Annotated in this window: 21 protein-coding genes; 13 read left to right on the forward strand and 8 right to left on the reverse strand. The window is 73.2% G+C overall.

Annotated features, from left to right (window positions below):
- Positions 1-18: 18 nt before the first annotated feature.
- From ACLJQF_RS29160 to ACLJQF_RS29175, 4 genes are all read right to left on the reverse strand, one after another.
- Positions 19-228, reverse strand: a complete 210-nt coding sequence (locus ACLJQF_RS29160; RefSeq protein ID WP_410613463.1) for a hypothetical protein — start codon at positions 226-228, stop codon at positions 19-21.
- Entirely contained in the window at positions 225-626 is a 402-nt protein-coding gene (locus ACLJQF_RS29165) for a hypothetical protein (protein WP_410613465.1), read from the reverse strand. The genes ACLJQF_RS29160 and ACLJQF_RS29165 overlap by 4 nt, the downstream gene beginning before the upstream one ends.
- A gap of 69 nt (positions 627-695) precedes the next feature.
- The gene (locus ACLJQF_RS29170) at positions 696-2441 is read right to left on the reverse strand and encodes a CocE/NonD family hydrolase (RefSeq protein WP_410613467.1); all 1746 of its coding nucleotides are present in this window, start codon (positions 2439-2441) and stop codon (positions 696-698) included.
- Between the two features lie 12 nt (positions 2442-2453).
- The gene (locus ACLJQF_RS29175; protein ID WP_410613469.1) at positions 2454-2984 is read right to left on the reverse strand and encodes a TetR/AcrR family transcriptional regulator; all 531 of its coding nucleotides are present in this window, start codon (positions 2982-2984) and stop codon (positions 2454-2456) included.
- Positions 2985-3007: 23 nt separating this feature from the next.
- Between ACLJQF_RS29175 and ACLJQF_RS29180 the strand changes: the two genes are divergently transcribed.
- The 3 genes from ACLJQF_RS29180 (at position 3008) to ACLJQF_RS29190 (ending at position 4625) form a co-directional block, all read left to right on the forward strand.
- On the forward strand, positions 3008-3433 hold the full coding sequence (locus tag ACLJQF_RS29180; protein ID WP_410613471.1) for an SRPBCC family protein: 426 nt from the start codon (positions 3008-3010) through the stop codon (positions 3431-3433).
- Positions 3434-3473: 40 nt separating this feature from the next.
- Positions 3474-3845 (forward strand): winged helix-turn-helix transcriptional regulator, encoded by a 372-nt coding sequence (locus ACLJQF_RS29185; RefSeq protein ID WP_410613473.1) that lies wholly within the window; start codon positions 3474-3476, stop codon positions 3843-3845.
- 72 nt (positions 3846-3917) lie between these two features.
- Positions 3918-4625: a M50 family metallopeptidase gene (locus ACLJQF_RS29190; RefSeq protein WP_410613475.1), complete on the forward strand. Its 708-nt coding sequence runs from the start codon at positions 3918-3920 to the stop codon at positions 4623-4625.
- Here the strand turns inward: ACLJQF_RS29190 and ACLJQF_RS29195 are convergent.
- Together ACLJQF_RS29195 and ACLJQF_RS29200 are read right to left on the reverse strand one after the other, a co-directional pair.
- Positions 4619-5272, reverse strand: a complete 654-nt coding sequence (locus tag ACLJQF_RS29195) for a response regulator (protein WP_410613477.1) — start codon at positions 5270-5272, stop codon at positions 4619-4621. The genes ACLJQF_RS29190 and ACLJQF_RS29195 overlap by 7 nt on opposite strands.
- Positions 5247-6482, reverse strand: a complete 1236-nt coding sequence (locus tag ACLJQF_RS29200) for a sensor histidine kinase (RefSeq protein WP_410613479.1) — start codon at positions 6480-6482, stop codon at positions 5247-5249. The genes ACLJQF_RS29195 and ACLJQF_RS29200 overlap by 26 nt, the downstream gene beginning before the upstream one ends.
- A 195-nt stretch (positions 6483-6677) precedes the next feature.
- Here ACLJQF_RS29200 and ACLJQF_RS29205 point away from each other — a divergent pair, with 195 nt between their 5' ends.
- Positions 6678-6866, forward strand: a complete 189-nt coding sequence (locus ACLJQF_RS29205) for a hypothetical protein (protein ID WP_410613481.1) — start codon at positions 6678-6680, stop codon at positions 6864-6866.
- Positions 6867-7015: 149 nt separating this feature from the next.
- Here ACLJQF_RS29205 and ACLJQF_RS29210 read toward each other — a convergent pair whose 3' ends face one another.
- Positions 7016-7612, reverse strand: coding sequence for a TetR/AcrR family transcriptional regulator (locus ACLJQF_RS29210; protein WP_410613483.1), 597 nt, complete (start codon positions 7610-7612; stop codon positions 7016-7018).
- Between the two features lie 93 nt (positions 7613-7705).
- Between ACLJQF_RS29210 and ACLJQF_RS29215 the strand changes: the two genes are divergently transcribed.
- The 5 genes from ACLJQF_RS29215 (at position 7706) to ACLJQF_RS29235 (ending at position 12400) form a co-directional block, all read left to right on the forward strand.
- Positions 7706-8203: a PH domain-containing protein gene (locus ACLJQF_RS29215; RefSeq protein ID WP_410613485.1), complete on the forward strand. Its 498-nt coding sequence runs from the start codon at positions 7706-7708 to the stop codon at positions 8201-8203.
- Entirely contained in the window at positions 8200-9861 is a 1662-nt protein-coding gene (locus ACLJQF_RS29220) for a PH domain-containing protein (protein WP_410613487.1), read from the forward strand. Before ACLJQF_RS29215 ends, ACLJQF_RS29220 begins: the two co-directional genes overlap by 4 nt.
- A 10-nt stretch (positions 9862-9871) precedes the next feature.
- Positions 9872-10636, forward strand: coding sequence for an isocitrate lyase/phosphoenolpyruvate mutase family protein (locus tag ACLJQF_RS29225; RefSeq protein ID WP_410613488.1), 765 nt, complete (start codon positions 9872-9874; stop codon positions 10634-10636).
- Positions 10637-10677: 41 nt separating this feature from the next.
- Positions 10678-11691: an aminotransferase class V-fold PLP-dependent enzyme gene (locus tag ACLJQF_RS29230; RefSeq protein WP_410613490.1), complete on the forward strand. Its 1014-nt coding sequence runs from the start codon at positions 10678-10680 to the stop codon at positions 11689-11691.
- 112 nt (positions 11692-11803) lie between these two features.
- Positions 11804-12400, forward strand: coding sequence for a hypothetical protein (locus ACLJQF_RS29235; RefSeq protein WP_410613678.1), 597 nt, complete (start codon positions 11804-11806; stop codon positions 12398-12400).
- 111 nt (positions 12401-12511) lie between these two features.
- Here the strand turns inward: ACLJQF_RS29235 and ACLJQF_RS29240 are convergent, their stop codons facing one another.
- Positions 12512-13447, reverse strand: a complete 936-nt coding sequence (locus ACLJQF_RS29240) for a ferritin-like domain-containing protein (RefSeq protein WP_410613492.1) — start codon at positions 13445-13447, stop codon at positions 12512-12514.
- 120 nt (positions 13448-13567) lie between these two features.
- Here ACLJQF_RS29240 and rimP point away from each other — a divergent pair, with 120 nt between their 5' ends.
- The 4 genes from rimP (at position 13568) to infB (ending at position 18641) form a co-directional block, all read left to right on the forward strand.
- Positions 13568-14110, forward strand: coding sequence for a ribosome maturation factor RimP (gene rimP, locus ACLJQF_RS29245; RefSeq protein WP_410613494.1), 543 nt, complete (start codon positions 13568-13570; stop codon positions 14108-14110).
- Entirely contained in the window at positions 14107-15153 is a 1047-nt protein-coding gene (gene nusA, locus ACLJQF_RS29250) for a transcription termination factor NusA (protein WP_410613496.1), read from the forward strand. The genes rimP and nusA overlap by 4 nt, the downstream gene beginning before the upstream one ends.
- Positions 15154-15230: 77 nt before the next feature.
- Complete coding sequence (locus ACLJQF_RS29255) at positions 15231-15548, forward strand: YlxR family protein (protein ID WP_410613498.1); 318 nt, start codon at positions 15231-15233, stop codon at positions 15546-15548.
- A gap of 78 nt (positions 15549-15626) precedes the next feature.
- Positions 15627-18641, forward strand: a complete 3015-nt coding sequence (infB, locus tag ACLJQF_RS29260; RefSeq protein ID WP_410613679.1) for a translation initiation factor IF-2 — start codon at positions 15627-15629, stop codon at positions 18639-18641.
- Positions 18642-18712 lie beyond the last annotated feature (71 nt).

Raw genomic sequence — 18712 nt, forward strand, 5'->3', positions numbered from 1 at the left:
AGGGGAGACGCTAGCCGGTCAGGGCGAGCCATCGCTGTTCATGTCCGACTCGATGCCGTTCAGCGTCGACTCGATCCCGCTCAGCTCCGACGACGTAGAAGACGAAACCGACGACGGCGCAGGCGCGCTGTCACCCGGCGAACCCATCAGGTTGTCGCGGCAGCCCGAGCAGCCGAGCGCGACGATCGCGGCGGCCCCGACCGCCGCCGCGACCCTCGCGCCCCTCATTTGGCCGGCTTGCAGTGCGCGGCCGCGAAGGCGTCCAGTTTCTGCTTGGCCGCGTCCAGCTCGCCGACGCGGCCCTGCCGCTTGGTGGCCCGCTGGTCCAGCTGGTCGGCGCGGGCGGTGTGCCCGGCGGCCCGCTGGTCGGCCGCCCGCGCCTTGAGGTTGGCGACCGAGCCCTTGATCTCGGCGCCGCCGGTGATCCGCTTCTTCAGGTTGTCGGCCCGCTTCTGCAGCTTCGGCACCCAGTCCGAGCAGACCTGCTGCGACTCCTCGGGGCTGAGCGTGATCGGCGCGACCGGCGCCGTCGTCTGGGCCGAGGCCAGCGGCGCCGCCACCAGCAGGCCGACCGCGGTCCCGCAGCCCGCCAGCGCCAGCCGCGTCCAGGTGGTGGTTCCTCGCATCGTCTCTCCTCGTATCCGTTCGGGGGTACGGGGAGAACTCTGGCCGGGTGGTGTTCGGAGGGCGTCCGCCTAGTGTTCGGGCTTTGTAAGGCCGACGGTGACCGACGTCCGCGCGAGGTCGAACGTCAGCGTGTCGCCGAAGTTCGGCAGCGCCGGGTCGAACAGCAGCCCGTCGGTGCCGCCGAGGACGAGCCCGAGCCGGTGTCCCGCCGGGACGACGTGGTCGAGGGCGGTGAGCTCGAACGTCATCGTGTAGGCCCGGCCCGGGACGAGCGGCTCGCCGTGCCGCAGCGACGCGTGGTGCCCGAGGTCCGCCCAGCCGGCGGCGACGATCCGGTGGTCGACCCGCACGACGTCGGCGACCGTGTCGAGGAAGCACGCGCTGTCGGCGTCGCTGCCGGAGCCCCAGCACGACCGCGTCGTGAGGTTCTTGACCCCGCTGCCGTACAGCGCCGTGTTGCGCGTCTCGGCCGGGCCGTAGTCGACGAGCGCGACCCCGAGCCGGGCGGCGGTCTTGTCCGACGACGCCGTGATCGTCACCGACGGCGACCCGGCGAGCCGCACCGGCGCGGGCAGGACAGGCCCGGTGAACCGCGCGGCCGACACCCCGGCCGCCCACTGCTCGCGGGTGACGGCGGGGTCGTCGACGACACTCGCCGTGCCGGACCCGGTCAGCCCCAGCCTCCCGCCGGCCGACGGGCGGAACGTCGCCGGGAGCGCGGCGGGCGGCCAGCTCCGGACGTCGGTCCACCGGTCCGGCGCGGTTTCGAGGTGCACGGCGGGCTCGCGCTCGACGCCGTTGCGCAGGCCGAGCAGCCAGCGGTCGAACCAGCGGTGCAGCGTCTCGACCCACTGCGCCCGCTGCAGGTCGAACGGGTCGGTGTGGCCGGCCTGGCTCAGCCACGCCTTGCGCGGGACACCCGCCCGGCCCAGCGCGTCCCAGTAGCGGGCGAACTGGTTCGGCGCCACGACCCAGTCCCCGAAGCCCTGCGCGATGAGCACACCCGCCTGCCCGGCGCGCGGGACGTAGTGCACGCTCTCCCAGTAGGCGTTGTAGTCGCCGTTCGTGCCCGCGCGCGCCTTCAGATCCGCTTCGAACGGCTTGCACAGCTCGGCGGCGCGCTCGTTGTAGGTGAAGGACGAGCCGGTGTTCTCCGGCGTGGCCAGGGGAGCGCCGTTGGCGATGAGCTGGGCGTAGTTGTCGGCGACGCCTTCGATCGGCACGATCGTCTTCAGCCCGGGGATGCCCGAAGCGGCCATCCCGATCGCGGTCGCGCCGTCCTGCGACTTGCCGATCGCGCCGACGTCCCCGGTGGCCCAATCGGCTTTCACCGGACGGCCGCCGTCGGGCGCGTCGAAGGCCTTCGCCCGGCCACCCAGCCAGTTCACGACCGCGTTGCCGGAACCGACGTCGTCGAAGCAGCCGGACGACCGGTTCGTCCCGCCGACGTCGGCCAGCACGACGGCGTACCCGCGCGGCACGAAGTAGTTGTCCAGGAACAGCGGGAACTGCTGTGGCGTGCCGTCCGGCGCATACGTCTTCTTCTGCATTTCGTTGCCGCGGCCGCAGCACGCGTAGTACGGACTGACGTCGAGGATCACCGGGACGCGCCCGCGCGTGTCGGGGCGGATGACGTCGGCGGCGACGCGGTCGGGTTTGCCGTCGCGGTCGTTGTCGGTGCCGGTCTCGACCCACGCCGTCTCGCGGATCGCGTCCGCGTAGGAATGGACGGGGCGGCTTTCCGCGGCGGCGGCCGGGGCCGCGAGCCCCGCGGTCGTGAGCAAAGCGGCCAAAAACCCCAGGATCAGTCGCATCGAGCCAGGGGATCACGGTTTTTCGTAGAGCGCCAGGAACTTCTCCATGGCGGCGTCGACGGCTTCGCGGTCGCCGGTCGTGACGAGGTCGAGCAGCAGGCCGCGGGCCACGGCGAGCCCGAGCCGGGCGTGGGCGGGCCGGTCGGCTTCCGGGACGCCGAGCTGGGCGAGCCGGGCTTCGATGGGCTCGAGCCAGTCTTCGATCACGCCGTCGAGGAACTCCGCCGTGCCCGGGGTGCCGCCGAGCGCCCGGCCGTAGAGCTGGAAGAACAGCTTTTCGTTGGCGCGCAGGTCGTCGTCGGTGAGCCGCCGCCAGAACTCCGCCGGGTCGAGGCCGGCGAGGGCCGCGCGCTGGCGGGCTTCGACCTCGCGCGCCACGGCCGTGAGCAGGCCTTCCTTGGAGCCGAAGTGGTAGATCAGCATGCGGTGGCTGGTGCCGAGGTCCGCGGCCAGCGCCCGCAGGCTCCGGTCGGCCCCGCCGTGGTGGGCGATGTGGTCGATCGCCGCGGCGAGGAGCTTCGCCCGCGGGCTTGCGTCGATCATGTACCAAATGGTACACGTACCAAATGGTACAAAGAATTTCGGTCCACGCCCGGACGGCGGCCCCGGCCGACGCCGTGTACGCCCTGCTCCGGGACGGCGCGAGCTGGCCGAAGTGGTCTCCGCTGGGATCGTTCGAGCTGGTCCGCGAGGGGGAGGCCGAGCCCGAAGGCCTGGGCGCGATCCGGTTGTTCACGACCAACGGCGTCCGCTCGTACGAAAAGATCGTCGCGCTGGAACCCGGCCGCCGGTTCGGTTACGCGCTGGAGCGCGGCTTGCCGCTGCGGGACTACGTCGCCTATGTCGACCTTTCGCCCCGCGACGGCGGTACCGACATCCACTGGCACTCGACGTTCACGCCGAAGCTCCCCGGCACGGGCTGGTGCTACCGGTGGTTCCTCGGCTCCTTCATCAAGCGCGTGGCCGCGGGTCTGGCCCGCGCCACTGCCTGATCGGCGTGTTACTCTCCCCGGGAGAGTGAGGAGGCGTGCCGTGGGGCCCGATCCGTACGACCGCAACTGCCCGACCCGCCAGCTGCTCGACCGGATCGGCGACCAGTGGACGGTGCTGATCGTCGGCGCCCTCTCCGGCGGCCCGCTCCGGTTCACCGAGATCGGCCGCCGCGTCGACGGAATCTCGCAGAAGGTGCTGACGCAGACGCTGCGCAGCCTGGTCCGCGACGGCATCCTCACCCGCACGGCGTACCCGACGATCCCGCCGAAGGTCGAGTACGAGCTGACGGCCTTGGGGCGCAACCTGTCCGAGCCGCTGGACGTGCTGGACCGGTGGGCCCGGCAGCACATGTCCGCGGTCCAGGAAGCCCGGGACGCCTACGACCTGGAGCACACGCCGGCGTCCGCGTAGTACTTGACAGCTCCTGGACAGTTCGTCCCGTTATATGGGTTCACTCGTCCCGGTCGCAGGGACACTGTCGCGGTGTTCAACGAGACCGTGCCCGCACCGGGCTGGGGAGTCGTTGCCGTCACCGCGTTGTTCGCCTTCGCGGTGTCGCTGACTTCGCTCGTCACGCCGCCCAGCGGGCGGCGGAGCCTCCTGCGCAACGCCAACGTCCTGGGCACCCTCTTCCACGAGGGCGGCCACGCCATGGTGGTGCTGCTGGTGGGCGGGACTGTCAGCCGCGTCAAGATCGACGACGCCGAAGGCGGTGGCACGCTGTCGCGCGGCACTGCGGGCCTCGCCAGTGTCCTGGTCGCCGCCGCCGGTTACGCGATGCCGCCCCTGGCCGGGCTGGGGGCGGCCGTCCTGCTGCACCGCGGGCATGTCCAGGCCGTACTCGTCCTGACCCTTGCCGCCATGGCGTTCCTGTTGCTGTTCGCCCGGGACCTGCGCACTTTGATCATGATCGTCGCGGTGGGGGCGGTCGTGTACGCGGCCCTGCGCTATGCCCCGGGCTGGCTGCGCACCGGCATCGCTTACGCCGAAGCCTGGTTGTTGCTGACCAGTGAGCTCGGCGGCGTGCGGGTCCTGGTCTCGAACCGCCGCCTGAAAGGGTTCCGCGGCCATACGGACGACGCCGCCCTGCTGGCCAAGCAGACCAAAATGCCGTCGCCGCTGTGGATCGGCGGGTGGTTCCTGCTCAATGGCTGGGCGTTGTGGCACGCCGTCCCGCTGCTGTTTCACTGACGGGCGGCCAACCCCGCCTCGTGGGCGAGCAACCCCGCCTGGGTCCGGTTGGTGCAGTCGAGCTTCACCAGCATCCGCGAGACATAGCTCTTCACCGTCGCCTCGGCCAGGTGCAGCCGGCCGGCGATGTCCGCATTGGACAGTCCGGCGCCCAGGCAGGCCAGCACGTCACGCTCGCGTTCGGTGAGACCCGCGATGCGGCGGCGCGCGTCCTCGCCGCGTTCGCGGCTGTCCGACGACAGGGCCACCAGCCGGCGCGCGGCCGACGGCGAAAGCACCGTGTGGCCGTCCGCCGCCACGCGGACCAGGCCGATCAGGTCCTCCGGGGGCGTCGACTTCACCAGGAAGCCCGCCGCGCCCGCGCGCAGCGCGCGGATCACGTAGGTGTCCGCGTCGAACGTCGTCAGGGCCACCACGGCCGGCGGGTCCGGCAGCGCCGTGATGCGCGCGATCGCCGTCAGCCCGTCCACACCCGGCATCCGCAGGTCCATCAGCACCACGCGCGGCCGGTGCCGGATCACGGCCTCGACGGCTTCGGCGCCGTCGGCGGCCTGGGCGACGACGTCGATATCGGCCGCCGAACCCAGGATCGTGCGCAGGTGCGCGCACACCATCGGCTCGTCATCGACCACGAGCACCGGGATCACAGTGCGTGCCTTCCGCCGTCGGGACGTAGGCGGGCAGTATCGCACCGACCCGGAACCCACCGCCCGGCCGCGGGCCCGCGTCGAAGCGCCCGCCGACCAGTTCGACGCGCTGCCGCAGGCCGGCCAGCCCGGCGCCAGACCCGCTGGCCGCCAGCGCCGGGTCGGGCGGGCGCGCCGCCGCCGTGCTGGCCACCGAGACGTCCAGGCCACCCGGGTGGTAGCGCAGGGACACCGTCGCCGACGCGCCCGGTGCGTGCTTGCGCACGTTCGTCAGCGACTCCTGCACGAGCCGGTACGCGGTGCGTGCGACGGTCGGTGACACCTGCGCCGGGTCGCCGGCCACCACGAGGTCCGTCACCACGCCGACCGACCGGGACTCCTCGACCAGCCGGGCCGGGTCGCCGGGCTCGGCCGGGCTGAGCGTCCGCGGCCCGGTCTCGGCGCCGTTGCGCAGGACGCCGACCAGGTCGCGCAGTTCGTCCAGGGCCAGCGCGCCTTCGCGGCGGATGTCCTCGGCCGCCGTCCGCGCGGCCGGGTCGGCCGACGTCACGCCGAGCGCGCCGGCGTGCAGCACCATCAGGCTGAGCCGGTGCGTGACGACGTCGTGCATCTCGCCCGCGAGCCGCCGCCGTTCCGCGGCCCGCGCCTGCTCGGCGAGCAGGTGCTGCTCACGCTCGGCGCGTTCCGCCCGGTCGCGCAGGGACTGGAGAAGCTGCTTGCGGGCTTCGATGTAGAGCGTGATCGCTACCGGCAGCGCGGTGCTGAGCAACCCGAACGGCGTAGTGGCCCAGCTCGGCGTCCACGGGCGCATGGCCACGATCGCGAGGATCCCGGCCAGCCACAGCACGGTCCGCCGGTCCAGCACCCGCACGGCCTGGGCCAGCAGCACCGGGGTGATGGTCGGCACGGTCGTCAGCGCGATCGGGTGCACCGGCACGAGCAGTCCGGGCGCGAACAGGTCGGAGGCCAGCATCGCGAACGCCGCGGCGGTGACGAACCCGGTCACCAGGGCCGGGAACCGGAACAGCAGCACCAGCGAGAGGTCGCAGCTCACCTGCAGCACCAGCCCGGCCGCCGGGCCGAGCGCTCCGGTCGTGCGTTCGCCGAGGACCTGGTACAGGACGTTGAGCCCGGCGAACACCACCGCCGGCAGGAAGAGCCAGAAGGCGTCGGAGCGGCTCGGCCACAGCGGCCGCCGGGCGGTGATCACGCGGTCACGGTAACCGCTGCCGCCGGCCGCCGCCCCGGATGCGCAACCAAAGTTGCGCCCGGTCGGGCGGCCGCGCAACGTTCGTCGCCGCGATCACCCCCGTCGTCCGGTTCCGCCGGGTGCCCCGGAACCGGTGGACTGGGGACCCGACGACGAAGGACGGAAGTGAGATGAGCGAGCTGTCCTTGCCCGCCCGTGCGTACCTGCTGGCGTGCGACACCGCGCGCGACCGGCTGCCGGACCGCGAGCGCGTGGCGCTGCTGGTCCGCGCGGCTGGAGGAGCAGGCCGGGGCCGCGGTCCCGGCCCTGCGCAAGGTGTTCCGCGAACTCCGCGCCGCCCGCACGGCCGCGATCGCCGCGGCTTCCGGCGGCGGAGGCGGCTGACGTCGTGTCGACCTCCTGATCACGCGTGTCGACCCCGGGATCACGCGCGTCGACCCTTCCCGCGCGACCGGGCGGCCCGCCGGGTCGCGCGGGAAGGGTCGACACGCGTGATTGAGGGGTCGACACGCGTGATTGGCGGGTCGACACGGTCAGGGGGTGAAGAGGCGGTCGAGGTAGTAGTCCACTGTGGAGATCGCCTCGGCCGGGGTGCGGTGGCCCATCAGGATTTCCGAGCCCTGGGAGTCCGCGATGGCCCAGAGGAGGGTCGCCTCGGTCTCGGGAACGGCCGACGCCGGGACGTCTCCCGACTCTTGGGCCTGGCGAACCTGGCCGGCGAAGAAGTCCAGGAGTTCCGGCATGCCTTCGCCGAAGGCCTTCGCCATCGCCGGGTCCGCCACGGCGCGGATGAAGTACGCGACGCCGATGAGGAAGTCGGCTTCGCTGTCGGGGTCGCGCGGGAGGATCTCGACCAGGCACGCGCGCAGGATCGACCGCGGCGTCGGGGGTCCTTCGGCGAGGACCTTCGCGGTGATCCGCTCGCTGCGGAGCTTGTGGCGGTGCTCGAGGGCGTACCGCAGCATTTCGTCCTTGGTCTTGAAGTAGTGCTGCACCGAGCCCATGGACATGCCGGCTTCGGCCGCGACCTGGCGCAGGCTGACGCCTTCCAGGCCGGCGCGCGTGGTCAGCCGTTGCAGCGCCTCGGCGATCTGCACCCGGCGCTGCTCGTGGTCCACCTGTTTCGGCACGTCCGCTCCCGTTGTCATGCGATCGCATTGCAAAAAACTGGGCTTCGCCGTTACGATGCGGTCGCATTGTAAAACAATCTCGGGGGGTGTCCGGTGGAGACCGGAAAACTACGGCTGCGGCCACCGCGCCACGCACTCGACCGCCGCGCGATCGCCTGGTGGCGTGCGCAAGGAGCGCTGGTGTTCGGACCCGCGGTGCTCGTCCTCGCGGGCCTCGGCCTGCTGATCCCGCCGGCCGCGTCCTGGCTGCTGGCCCCGGCCGCCGGGGTCGCTGTGCTCGGTGCGGCCTGGTGCCTGGTCCTGCCGCGGTGGTGGTTCGGCCTGCACCGCTGGGAGGTGACCGACACGGCGGTCTACGTGCGCTCGGGGTTCCTGTGGCAGGAGTGGCGGGTGGCCCCGCTGTCGCGGGTGCAGACGGTCGACACGCTGCGCGGCCCGCTCCAGCAGCGGTTCGGCCTCGCGACGGTCACGGTGACGACGGCCTCGGCCCGAGGCGCGGTCCGGCTCCGCGGTCTCGACGCGGAGGTCGCGGCCGAGGTGGCGGAGCGGCTGACCGAGCGCACGGACGCCACGCCGGGGGACGCGACATGAGCGGCGAGCACGGGCGTGGCACGGAGGTCGGCGGGGTGCGCGCCGAGGCCGGCGAGCACGGGCGAGGTGACCCCGCGCTCGGCGGGACGCCCGCCCCGAGCGCCGAGGACCGCCGCGACTCCGGCGGCACCCCGGGCGCCGAGGACCGCCGCGACTCCGGTGGCACTCCGGGCGCCGAGCACCGACGCGACTCCGGCGGCACCCCGGCCGGCTGGCGGCGGCTCGACCGGCGCACCCTCGGCGTCACCGCGGTCCTCATGGCCGGCGTGGCCGTCTCCGCCGGCTCCCCGATCGCCCTCGGCACCCGATCCCTCTGGCTCCTCCCGGCCGCCGCCCTGCTCGTCGGCGTGGGCGTGCTCGCCGAATACGTCCGCTGGCGCCACACCCGCTTCCGCTGCACCGCCGAGCGCCTCGAGATCGACTTCCGGTTCGCCGTCCACACCCGCAAATCCCTGCCCCGCGAACGAATCCGCAGCGCCGACCTGACCGCCAACCCGCTGCACCGCGCGTTCGGCGTCGCGGCGCTGACCATCGGCACCGGGCAGCAGGAGCGGATCACCCTCTCCCCGCTCGCCAGGGCGGACGCCGAAGCCCTGCGCGCGGAGCTCCTGCACCGGCTCCCGGAACCGTCCACTCAAGACGGTCCACTCGCGACACTCGATCCGCGCTGGATCCGTTACGCCCCGGTTTCTTTCGTCGCGCCGACGCTCGGCCTGGCCGCGTTCGGCACCCTGTTCAGGGTGGCGGACTGGTTCGGTGCCGGCGGCGGGCTGCTGAAGTGGCTCCTCGGCCTCTTCGGCGACCTGCCCCTGGCCGTCGGCCTCCTGCTCCTGGCCGGCCTGGCGCTGGTCGCCGGCGTGACCGGCGCGGTGGGCCTGTTCACCGAAATGTGGTGGCACTACCGGCTGGACCGCGAACCCGGCGGCACCCTGCGCGTCCGCCGCGGGCTGCTGACCACCCGGTCGATCACCGTGGCGGAACGGCGCCTGCGCGGTGTCGAGCTGGTCGAGCCGCTCGGGGCCCGGCTCGCCGGCGCCGCGCGCGTGGACGCCATCGCCACCGGCCTGCATCGTGACGACGACAAGACCGAGTCGAAGACGCTCTTGCCCGCCGCACCGAAAGCCGTCGCGCAGGACGTCGTGGCGCAGGTACTGGGCGAGCGCATCGAGACCGTCGAGCTGGTGGCGCACCCGGTCGCCGCCCGGGGACGGCGGCTGCGGTGGGCGTCGGCCGCCGCGCTCGGGCCGGTGCTCGTCCTGCTGGTGCTCGGCGCGCTGCTCACCGACGTCCTGCTCGTGCTCGGCGGTCTGCTGGCCGTCGTCGCGCTGCCGGTGGCCGTCCTGCTGGCCCTGGACGCCTACCGCGGCCTCGGGCACGGCTCGCGCGGCCGCTACCTGGTGACGCGCGCGGGCTCGATCCGGCGCGGCACGGCCGTGCTGACGCGGGACGGGGTGATCGGCTGGACCGTGAAGCAGTCGGTGTTCCAGCGCCGCCGCGGCCTCGCGACGTTCACCGCGACCACCGCGGCGGGCTCCGGCGCCTACGCGATCCGCGACGCCGCCGCCGGCGAAGGCCTGGAGTTCGCGGCGGCCGCCGTGCCGGGGGTGCTGACGCCCTTCCTCGAGGGTTCGGCGCCCGCCGAAGCGTCGCGGACCTAGGTTCGGGGGCATGGACGACTTCCGTGCCCTGCACGTCCCCGGCTCCCCGCTGCTGCTGCCCAACGCGTGGGAGTTCGGCGTCGGCGCCTTTCTCGCCGCGCAGGGCTTCCGCGCCCTGGGCACGACCAGCCTCGGCGTGTCCGCGGCGGCGGGGGAGCCGGACGGCGCACCGTCGACGGGGGACGCGACCGTCGCCCTCGCCACGCGCCTGACCCGGCTGGACGCGCTCGTCAGCGTCGACATCGCCGACGGCTTCGGCGCGGACCCGGCCGCGGTTGCCGATCTCGCGGCCGAGCTGGCCGCCGCGGGCGTGGTGGGCGTCAACCTCGAAGACGGCCGGGCCGACGGTTCGCTCGCGCCGGTCGACACCCAGTGCGCCCTGGTCACGGCGGTCAAGGAACGCACGCCGGGGCTGTTCGTCAACGCCCGGACGGACACGCACTGGGCCGGCGACTGCTCGCTCGCCGAGGCCGAGCGGCGGGTGCGGGCGTACGTGGCGGCGGGCGCGGACGGCGTCTTCGTGCCCGGGCTCGCCGAGCCGGCCGACGTCGAGCGCATCGTCGCCGTCGGCGTGCCGCTCAACCTGCTGTTCCTGCCCGGGAGGGTCACCGTGGCCGGGCTCGCGGCGCTGGGCGTCGCGCGGGTGAGCCTGGGATCGCTGCCGTACCGGATGGCGCTCGCCGCCGCGGCCGAAACCGCGCTGGCCGTGCGGGACGGCCGTGACCTGCCGCTGACGCCGCCGACCTACGCCGACGTCACGTCCCTGCTGCCGTAAATCGGGTGAACCGGCCCGGCCCGGTCTGCTTGGGTCGGGGCATGCGTGCCTTCGGAACCGACTTCGCCGCTCCGTCCGGATACCTGAACACGCCCAGCGTGGGCATCCCGCCCGCGCCGGTGGCCGCGGCCGTGGCCGAATCGGTGGAACGGTGGCGGACCGGCGCGACCCGGCCGGGGGAGTTCGACGAGTACGTGGCGCGCTCGCGGGCCGGGTTCGCCCGGCTGCTCGGCGTCGGACCGGACCGCGTCGCGAGCGGCGCGTCGGTCTCGCAGCTCGTCGCCAACGTCGCCGCCGCGCTGCCCGCCGGCACCCGCGTGCTCGCCGCCGAAGGCGACTTCACCAGCGTGACGTTCCCCTTCGCGGTGCACCCCGGCGTCACGGTGACCGAGGTGCCCCTGGACGTGCTGCCGTCGCGGGTCGAGGGCCACGACGTCGTCGCGGTGAGCGTCGTCCAGTCCGCCGACGGCCGGATCGCCGACCTGCCGACCCTGCGGGCCGCCGCCGAGGCCGCCGGGGCGGCGGTGCTGCTCGACGCGACCCAGGCGGCCGGCTGGCTGCCGCTGGACGTCGCCTGGGCGGACTGGGTCGTCGCGGCGGGCTACAAGTGGCTCGGCTCGCCGCGCGGCACCGCGTGGCTCGCGGTGCGGCCGGACGCGCAGGAGCGCACCCGCGCGGTCGCGGCGAACTGGTACGCGGGAGAGGACCCGTGGGCCACGGTCTACGGCCTCCCGCTGCGCCTGGCCGGCGACGCCCGCGCGTTCGACCTCTCGCCGGTCTGGCTGGCCCAGGTCGGCTCGGCGGTGGCCCTGGAGTACTTCGCCGGCCTCGACCTCGCCCAGGTCCAGGCGCACAACGCCGGCCTGGCCGACACGCTGCTGGAGAAGCTCGGGCTGCCGCCGCGCGGCACCGCGATCGTGGCGCTCGACGCGGATCCGGAGCGGGTCGCCGCGGCCGGGATCGTGTCGAGCGTCCGCGGCGGCCGCGTGCGGGTCGGCTTCCACCTCTACAACACCCTTGACGACGTCGAACGCGTCTTACCCGCATTCGAGTGAACCTCCCAGCGGGCGTGAACTACCGTATGGACCCGTGGTTGGTGCGCATTTCACCCCAGGCCCGTCCGACACGGCCCCGCTGGGCGCGGTGCCCCCGCAGCCCCGCCCGCCCGTGCCGGGTCCGCCGGCGCGTGACACCCGGTCCCTGCTGCTCAGGGGCGCCGGGCTGGTCGCGATCGCCGTCGTCTCCGGGCTGCTCTGGTTCCTGATCCGGCACGACTCGACGCCGGACGAGCCGGTCGCGCAGCCGCCGGCGCAGAACACCGGGCAGTTCAAGTTCACGCTGGTCGCGGGGCCGGTGAAGACGACGGACTGCGTCGAGAAGTCCTACGGCGACACCCAGCGCTTCTTCAAGGACAGCCCGTGCCAGTCGCTGGTCCGGGCGCTCTACACGACGGAGTCGGGCGGCGCGAAGGCGCTGGTGTCCGTGGCGCTGGTCGGCATGCCGGACTCGACCAATGCGAAGGCCCTCAAGGCGCTGACCGAGAAGGACGGCACCGGCAACGTCACGGACCTGGTGAAGGACAAGACGTTCGCCGGCACCGGAACCCCGAGCGTGAGCGGCAAGGACGCGGCGTACTCGTCGAAGGTCGACGGCACGAACACGACGATCGTGCTGGCCGACTTCTACGCCAAGCACAAGGACAAGGACCTGATCGAGCGGATCGCCGACGACGCCCTCCGCCTGTCGGCCGACCTGCACTCCTGACCCGTCCCGAGCGCCCCAATGTGGCCTTGGTTGCGTCTGACGCACCCAAGGCGGCCTTCGGTGCGTCAGACGCACCGAAGGCCGCCTTGGGGCGCTTAAGCGGTGGCCGGGTCAGCCGGACCGGCCGGGCAGGGCGATCGCCACCGGCTTCTCGCCCGCCTCGGAGCGCCAGGGGGTGCCTCGGCGGGAGGCGGCGACGAGGGCGTGCAGCGCCGCCGTGCGCAACCCGGCGTCGTCGGTGTGGTCGATCACCGCGAGCCACGCCGATGCGCAGTCGGCTTCGGCCGTCGCCACCACCCGGGACGCCGACTTCGCGTCCGTCACCGGGTTCTTCGGCACGTACGCCGCCTCGGGTGCGACCGGCGTCGCCCCGGCCGCCGAGAGCGTCGTCTGCAGGAAGTCGCGGCGCAGGGCGTGCTCCGCCGCGCCGCTCTTCTCCGCGTCGCCGAACTCGCCCGGCAGGAACGCGCTGACCAGTCCGTACACCCACACCGCGGCGTGCTCGGCCGCCAGGGCCACCTGCAGCGGGTCCACCGCTTCCGGGGGCACCGCGCCGGCCGGGGCGGTGCCGGCCTTCGGGGCGTCCTCGCCCGGGCCCAGCGCGGGGGCGATGCGCTGCAGCGACGCGCAGCCCGCCGCGACCGCCGCGACCAGCCCGGCGCGGTACCGCGGCAGCCCTCCGACCAGGTCTTCGGCCTGCTTGCGGGCGGCCGCCAAGCGCTCCTTCAGGTCGCCCAGCGCCGCCGGGGCGGGCGGGTTCGGCGACGGCGACGGGGTGGGCCGGTTCAGCCGGTCCACTTCGGACTTCAGGGCGGCCGCGTGTGCCGCGCGCGCGTCGGCGAGCTGGCCGGCGGCGTCGGCGTCGGCCCCCTTGGCCAGCGCGCGTGCGGCGTCGGCGTCCGCCTGGGCGGCGGCCAGCAGCGGCTGCAGCGGGTCGGGGCTTTCGTCGTAGCCGGGCCCGCAGGCGGCGAGGGGGACGGCCAGTGCGGCCAGTGCCCCCGCGCGGAGGGCGGTACGACGGGTCAGCTCGGTCGGTCTTCCGGTCACGCCGCCCCATCCTGCCAGGCCCCGGGGCGGCCCCGCCGCTCGCGCGGGCCGAGTGGGCGACCGGATAAGCTGGTCCACCACCGACCCGCGTACCCCGGTCCGAACCAAGGAGAGCCCCACGTGCCAGGAGAACTCGCCAGCCGGCTTCAGCCGATAGTGGCCGAAGCCGTCACCGCCGCGGGTTTCGACCTCGATTCGTTCGAGGTGCAGCAGGCCGGCCGGCGTCAGCTGGTCAAGGTCGTCGTCGACTCCGACGACGGTGTCGGGCTGGACGAGATCGCCGAGATCAGCCGCACGGTCTCGGCGACGCTCGACGAGAACGAGCACGTGCTCGCGAGCGCCTACACGCTGGAGGTCACCTCGCCGGGCCTCGACCGCCCGCTGACCCAGCCGCGGCACTGGCGGCGCGCGAAATTCCGCTTGGTGAAGGTCAGCCCGGCGGAGGGCGCGCCCTTCGTCGGCCGGGTCGGTCACGCGGGTGAGGACGCCGCCCGCGTCCTGGCCGGCGGCAAGCTCCGCGACGTCCGCTACGCCGACGTGGCGAAGGCGGTCGTGGAGATCGAGTTCAAGCAGCCGCCCGCCGAGGACCTGAAACTGCTCGAAGACGACGCGTCCGGCCAGACCGCTGCCGGTCCGGCCGAGACGGATAAGGGGTCGAAGTGAACGTCGACATCGCCGCGCTGCGGGCGATCGAACGGGACAAGGACATCCCCTTCGAAACGGTGATCGAGGCCATCGAGACGGCCTTGCTCACCGCGTACAAGCACACCGAGGGCCACCAGTCGCACGCCCGCATCGACATCGACCGCAAGACCGGCCTGGTGCGCGTGCTCGCGCGCACGCTGACCCACGACGGCGAGACCGACGAGGAGTGGGACGACACCCCGGAGGGGTTCGGCCGGATCGCCGCCACCACCGCGCGCCAGGTCATCCTGCAGCGGCTGCGTGACGCCGAGCACGAGAAGACCTTCGGCGAGTTCTCCACCAAGGAGGGCGAGATCGTCGCCGGCGTCATCCAGCGCGACGCCCGCGCCAACGCGCGCGGCATGGTCGTGGTCCAGGTGGGTGACACCGAGGGCGTGCTGCCCTCCGGCGAGCAGGTCGCCGGCGAGTCCTACGAGCACGGCAGCCGGATCAAGGCGTACGTGGTCACGGTGTCGCGCAGCAACCGCGGCCCGCAGATCACGCTCTCGCGCTCGCACCCGAACCTGGTGCGCAAGCTGTTCGCGCTCGAGGTGCCGGAGATCGCCGACGGGACGGTCGAGATCGCCGCCGTGGCGCGCGAGCCGGGGCACCGCACGAAGATCGCGGTCAAGTCCACCGTGGCGGGCGTCAACGCCAAGGGCGCCTGCATCGGCCCGGTCGGCGCGCGCGTGCGCAACGTGATGAGCGAGCTGGCCGGTGAGAAGATCGACATCATCGACTTCTCCGAGGATCCCGCTCGTTTCGTCGGGAATGCGCTCTCGCCCGCGAAGGTTGTTTCGGTACGAGTCGTGGACGAACGGGCGAAGACCGCCCGCGTCGTGGTGCCGGACTTCCAGCTGTCGCTGGCGATCGGCAAGGAGGGCCAGAACGCCCGCCTGGCCGCCCGGTTGACCGGCTGGCGGATCGACATCCGCAGCGACGCGGCACCGGTCGACGACGAGGGTGATCAAGACCACGCCCGTCCGTCGCGGCCCGCCGCGACAACCGGTTCGGCTGAGTGAAGGTCGAAGCGCTAGACTCAGGAGTGGTTCGAAGCCCGCGGCGGGTAGCCGAGCACCAGCCCCACCGGATTTCCCCGGTGCGGACTTGTGTCGGCTGCAAGCGGCGGGCCTTGATCGGTGAGCTGCTGCGCGTGGTCGCGGTGGCCGGGCGGGTGGTCGTCGACGAGCGTCGGCGGCTGCCGGGCCGGGGAGCTTGGCTGCACCCCGACCCGGACTGCCTGGCCAAGGCCGAGCGGCGGCGAGCCTTCCCGAGAGCCTTGCGGGCTCCCGGGGCGCTCGACGCCCGCGAGGTTCGCGAGCAGGTCGGGCGCACCACCACGCACCACGACTCCGGGACGTCCCCGGAGTCGCGAGGAAGCAAGGAAGCAGGTCGACCCGTCATGAGTCAGCCGTGAAGCTGAAGCCATGAGCGTCAGACAATAAGGACGAGGTCAGCGGGTTTTCCGCCTGGCCTCCCCTAGATGAGGAGAGTTGTGCCAGGCAAGGCCCGCGTACACGAGCTCGCGAAGGAGCTCGGCATCACCAGCAAGGACGTGCTCGCGAAGTTGAAGGAACAGGGCGAGTTCGTCAAGTCCGCGTCGTCCACGGTCGAGGCGCCCGTCGCCCGCCGTCTTCGCGACGCGTATGCCCCCAAGGGGGCCAAGAAGCCGACCCCCGGTCCGTCGGCGCGCCCCGGCCCGCCGGCGGCGAAGCCCGGTCCCGCCGCCCCGAAGGCCCCCGCGCCTGCTCAGCAGGCTCCGGCGGCCCAGGCGGCTCCGGCTCCGTCGTTCCAGGCGGCTCCGGCCGCACCCCAACAGCAGCAGGCGCCCGCGGCGTCGAAGCCGGCCACCCCGGGGCAGCGCCCCGGTCCCCGGCCCGGTCCGCGTCAGCAGCCCGCCGCGCCCGCACCCCAGGAGCAGGTCCCGGCCGCGAAAGCCGAGGCTCCGGCCGCTCCCAAGCAGGACACCCCGGCCGCGCCTTCGGGCAACACCGGTTCGGTCGTCCCGCCGAAGCCGCAGGGCCCCAAGCCCGGCGGTCCCAAGCCCGGCCCGCGCACCCCGCGCGTCGGCAACAACCCGTTCGGCGTCGGTTCCGGCGCTCCGCCGCGCCCGCAGGGCCCGCGCCCCGGTGGCGGTCAGGGCGGCGACAACCGCCCGCCGCGTCCCGGTGGCGGCCAGGGTGCCGGTGACCGTCCGGCCCCGCGGCCGGGTGGTGGCGCCGGTGGCAACCGGCCGAGCCCGGGCAACATGCCCCCGCGGCCGAACCCCGGCATGATGCCGGGCCGCACGCAGCGTCCCGCCGGTCCTGGTGGCGGCGCCCGCGGTGGTCCCGGTGGCGGTGCCCGTGGCGGCCCCGGTGGCGGCGCCCGCGGCGGTCCCGGTGGCGGTGGCGGCGGCGGTGGCTTCCGCGGCGGTCCCGGTGGCGGTGGCGGCGGCGGTGGCTTCCGTCCGGGTGGCGGCGGCGGTGCCGGCGGTGGCTTCCGTCCCGGTGGCGGCGGTCCCGGTGGCGGCGGCGGTGCCCCGGCCGGTGGCGGCGGCTTCCGCGGTGGCGGCGGCGGTCGTGGCGGCCCCGGTGGCCGTGGCGGTACCGCGGGTGCCTTCGGGCGTCCCGGTGGTCCCTCGCGCAAGGGTCGCAAGTCGAAGCGGCAGAAGCGCCAGGAGTACATGGACAACATGCAGGCGCCCAGCGTCGGCGGCGTCCGCCTGCCCAAGGGGCAGGGCGAGACGATCCGGCTGCCGCGGGGTGCTTCGCTGACCGACTTCGCCGAGAAGATCGACGCCAACCCGGCTTCGCTGGTGCAGGTGCTCTTCCACCTCGGCGAGATGGTCACCGCGACGCAGTCCGTGTCGGACGACATCCTCGAGCTGCTCGGCGGCGAAATGAACTACCACGTTCAGGTCGTCAGCCCCGAGGAGGAGGACCGCGAGCTCCTGGAGACCTTCGACATCACCTACGGCGACGACGCGGGTGGCGAAGAGGATCTGCAGGTCCGGCCGCCGGTCGTGACCATCATGGGTCACGTCGACCACGGTAAGACCCGGCTGCTCGACACGATCCGGAAGACGAAGGTCCGCGAGAGCGAGGCCGGCGGCATCACGCAGCACATCGGTGCGTACCAGATCGAGACCGAGCTCGAAGGCAACCCGCGCCTGATCACCTTCATCGACACCCCGGGTCACGAGGCGTTCACCGCCATGCGTGCCCGTGGTGCCAACTCGACCGACATCGCGGTGATCGTGGTGGCGGCCGACGACGGTGTGATGCCGCAGACGGTCGAGGCGATCAACCACGCGCAGGCCGCCAAGGCCCCGATCGTGGTCGCGATCAACAAGATCGACAAGGAAGGCGCGAACCCGGACAAGATCCGGCAGCAGCTGACCGAGTACGGCCTGGTCGCCGAGGAGTACGGCGGCGACACGATGTTCGTCGAGATCTCCGCGCGGCAGAACATCAACATCGACGGCCTGCTCGAGGCGATCCTGCTGACCGCCGATGCCGCTCTGGACCTCCGGGCCAACCCGGACATGGAGGCCCAGGGTGTCGCGATCGAGGCGCACCTCGACCGCGGCCGCGGCCCGGTGGCCACCGTCCTGGTCCAGCGCGGCACGCTGCGCGTCGGTGACTCGGTCGTGGCGGGTGACGCCTACGGCCGCGTCCGCCGGATGGTCGACGAGCACAACGTCGACGTCACCGAGGCGCTGCCGTCGCGTCCCGTCCAGGTCATCGGGTTCACCTCGGTGCCGGGTGCGGGCGACACCTTCCTGGTGGTCGACGAGGACCGCGTCGCCCGGCAGATCGCCGAGCGCCGGTCGGCTCGTACGCGGAACGCGCTCAACGCGTCGCGCCGCAAGCGGGTCAGCCTCGAGGACCTCGACTCCGCCTTGAAGGAGACGAACAGCCTCAACCTGATCATCAAGGGTGACAACTCGGGTACGGTCGAGGCCCTCGAAGCCTCGCTGCTCCAGCTGGACGTCGGCGACGAGGTCGAGCTGAACGTGGTCCACCGCGGTGTCGGTGGCGTGACCGAGTCGGACATCGACCTGGCGACCGCGTCCGACGCGATCGTCCTCGGGTTCAACGTCCGCGCCCAGGGCAAGGCGACCGAGCGGGCCACCCGCGAGGGCGTCGACGTCCGGTACTACACGGTCATCTACCAGGCGATCGACGAGATCGAGCAGGCCCTCAAGGGCATGCTCAAGCCGGAGTACGAAGAGGTCGAGCTGGGCCGCGCGGAGGTTCGCGAGGTCTTCAAGTCCTCCAAGATCGGTACGATCGCGGGTTGCCTGGTCATGTCCGGCGAGATCCGGCGCAACGCGCGGGCCCGGCTGCTCCGCGACGGCACTGTCGTCGCGGAGAACCTGCCGGTCAGCTCGCTGCGGCGGTTCAAGGACGACGTGGTCGAGGTCCGCGAGGGCTACGAGTGCGGTCTGACGCTCGGTTCGTACGGCGACCTCAAGGTCGGCGACCTGATCGAGACGTACGAGCAGCGCGAGAAGCCGCGGGCGTAATCGCTCGGGACTGGGTGCGCACGGGAACTCCCGTGCGCACCCGGTCATCCCTACTATCCCAAACTCATCTG

Origin of the sequence: Amycolatopsis sp. lyj-109, from assembly GCF_046548995.1 — a bacterium.
Taxonomy (GTDB): Bacteria; Actinomycetota; Actinomycetes; order Mycobacteriales; family Pseudonocardiaceae; genus Amycolatopsis.